Genomic DNA, 2532 nt, shown 5'->3' with positions numbered 1-2532 from the left:
GAACGAACCCGCTGCGCGGGAGGGCGCCTGCGGTTGAGGTAGCGGTTACGGGCCGTGCGTCGCGCTCGCATTGAGCGTCCTCCGGCAGCGGCAGAGCATGACGGGCTTCTTCAACAAGGAGCCTGACCATGACCCACCCCGCTCTCGATGCACCGATCAGCCCACTGCGCCAGCGGCTGATCGACGACATGAACATGCGGCGTTTCTCACGGGAGACGCAGCGCAACTATCTCCGCGACATTGGACGCCTGGCGACATTCCTTGGGCGTTCGCCGGACACGGCGACCGCCGACGACCTGCGCCGGTTCCAGATCGAGCAGCAGGACGATGGCGTCCCGGTGCCGACGATGAACAGCATCGTGTCGGCGCTGCGCTTCTTCTTCACCCAGACGCTCGACCGCCCGGACCTGGCGCGCAGGCTCGTCCGGCTGGCGCATCCGCGCAACCTGCCCGTGGTGCTCAGTCGCGACGAGGTCGCCCGGCTGCTCAACGCCACCACCTGCCTCAAGCACCAGGCCGCGCTGTCGGTCGCCTATGGCGCCGGCCTGCGTGTCGCGGAGGTGTCGATGCTGAAGGTCACCGATGTCGACAGCGAACGCATGCTGCTGCGCGTCGAGCGCGGCAAGGGCGGGCGGTATCGCAACGCCATGCTCTCGGAGGATCTGCTCACGCTTCTGCGTGAGTGGTGGAAGGTTGGGCGGCAGCAGGGCGTGATGCACCGCGACGGCTGGCTGTTCCCGGGGCAGCACGCGATGAAGTCCATCAGCACCCGCCAGCTCTATCGCGTGGTCGTCGAGGCAGCACAGGCCGCCGATATCGCCAAGCGGGTCGGGCCGCACACGCTGCGCCACAGCTTCGCGACCCACCTGCTGGAGGACGGCACCGACATCCGGATCATCCAGGTCCTGCTCGGGCACGCCAAGCTAAATAGCACCGCCTTCTACACCAAGGTTGCAACCCGCACGGTGCGCACCGTCACGAGCCCGCTCGACAAGCTTGGCCTCTTCAAGCCGGAAGAGATCTCGCCCGATGGCTGAGCGTGCGCGCCTCGATCGAGGTTGCCGACATCTTCCGCACCGCCGGGCCCGCCTACCGGGCCGCCCATGCAGGGCATCTGACACTGCAGCAGCTCAAGGTGATGTCGGCGATTGAGCATTGCCGCACCGCGGCCCTCGGCGGTCACGTCGAGGCCTGCGAGGACTGCGGCCAGTGGCGCATCGCCTACAACTCCTGCCGCAACCGGCACTGTCCGAAGTGCCAAGGCGCAGCGGCGCGGACATGGTTGGCCGAGCGCCAGGCCGACCTGCTGCCGGTCGGCTACTTCCATGTCGTGTTCACGCTGCCGGCCGAGGTCACCGACATCGCCTTCCAGAACAAGGCGCTCGTCTACGACCTGCTGTTCAAGGCGGCATCGGAGACGATGCTGACCATCGCCGCCGATCCGAAGCACCTCGGAGCCAGGATCGGCATCACCGCCGTCCTCCACACCTGGGGCTCCGCGATGACCCATCATCCGCATCTGCACATGATCGTGCCGGGCGGCGGCATCGCACCGGACGGAAGCCGATGGATCTCCTCGCGTCCGGCCTTCCTGCTTCCGGTGCGCGTGCTCGGCAAGCTGTTCCGTCGGCTGTTCCTGACCCGTCTGGTCGCGCTGCACGACGCCGGCCGGCTCAGCTTCTTCGGATCGATGGCGCACCTGACCGACCGCCAAGCCTTCCTGCGCCATCTTGCTCCCGTCAGGAAGAAGCGCTGGGTGGTCTACGCCAAGGCGCCCTTCGCCGGCCCGGAGGCGGTGCTCGCCTATCTGTCGCGCTACACGCACCGGGTCGCCATCTCGAACCGGCGCCTGGTCGCCTTCGACGAGAGCGTCGTCACCTTCCGCTACAAGGACTATCGCCGCAACGGCGCCGACCGGCAGCAGGTCATGACGCTTGCCACTCACGAGTTCATTCGTCGGTTCCTGCTCCATGTCCTGCCGCGCGGATTCCATCGCATCCGTCACTACGGCTTGCTCGCAGGCGGCTCTCGCAAGGACTGCCTCGCGCTCGCCCGCCAACTCCTGGACGTCGCCGCGCCGCCCGATGACGATAACCTCGACGATCCGGACAACTTCCGCCCGCCGTGCCCTTGCTGCGGCGGACGCATGATCGTCATCGAGACGTTCGAACGGTGGAGGCAACCGCGCGGACCGCCGGACGCAACGGCGACGAACCGGGAGAACGTCCCATGACCCGGCATGGCATGGTCGAGCCTTCAGTTGCAGGCGCTCAGCCGCCGGCGACGGATCCACGCGTGTCCATGGTGACTACCGTCGCCGAAAGGCGCACGTCCGGACCTGCGCCGAGCCGGCAACATCGCGCGGAAGCGCAACAATGCGGCATGTCAGTATCAATCGCGGCGCTTTCCGGAGACGGTCGCGCCACCGCTGACATCAGCCGGAATCTGAAATCCCCATAGCCATCGCCTGTGGCCCGCGGGTTCCTTCCTCGGGGACTTTCGTACGCGTGCCGGCGCCCGAAACTCTTCACG

At 67.2% G+C, this 2532-nt stretch carries 2 protein-coding genes; both read left to right on the top strand.

Going from position 1 to position 2532, the window contains the following annotated elements:
• Nucleotides 1–128 precede the first annotated feature (128 nt).
• Nucleotides 129–1037, top strand: a complete 909-nt coding sequence (locus O7A61_RS31920; RefSeq protein WP_337133127.1) for a tyrosine-type recombinase/integrase — start codon at nucleotides 129–131, stop codon at nucleotides 1035–1037.
• Nucleotides 1038–1039: 2 nt separating this feature from the next.
• Nucleotides 1040–2233, top strand: coding sequence for an IS91 family transposase (locus tag O7A61_RS31915; RefSeq protein WP_337133126.1), 1194 nt, complete (start codon nucleotides 1040–1042; stop codon nucleotides 2231–2233).
• Nucleotides 2234–2532 lie beyond the last annotated feature (299 nt).

Origin of the sequence: Mesorhizobium sp. Cs1321R2N1 (genome assembly GCF_037179725.1) — a bacterium.
In the GTDB taxonomy this organism is placed as follows: Bacteria; Pseudomonadota; Alphaproteobacteria; order Rhizobiales; family Rhizobiaceae; genus Mesorhizobium; species Mesorhizobium salmacidum.
This window is presented reverse-complemented; position numbering and strand designations above follow the sequence as displayed.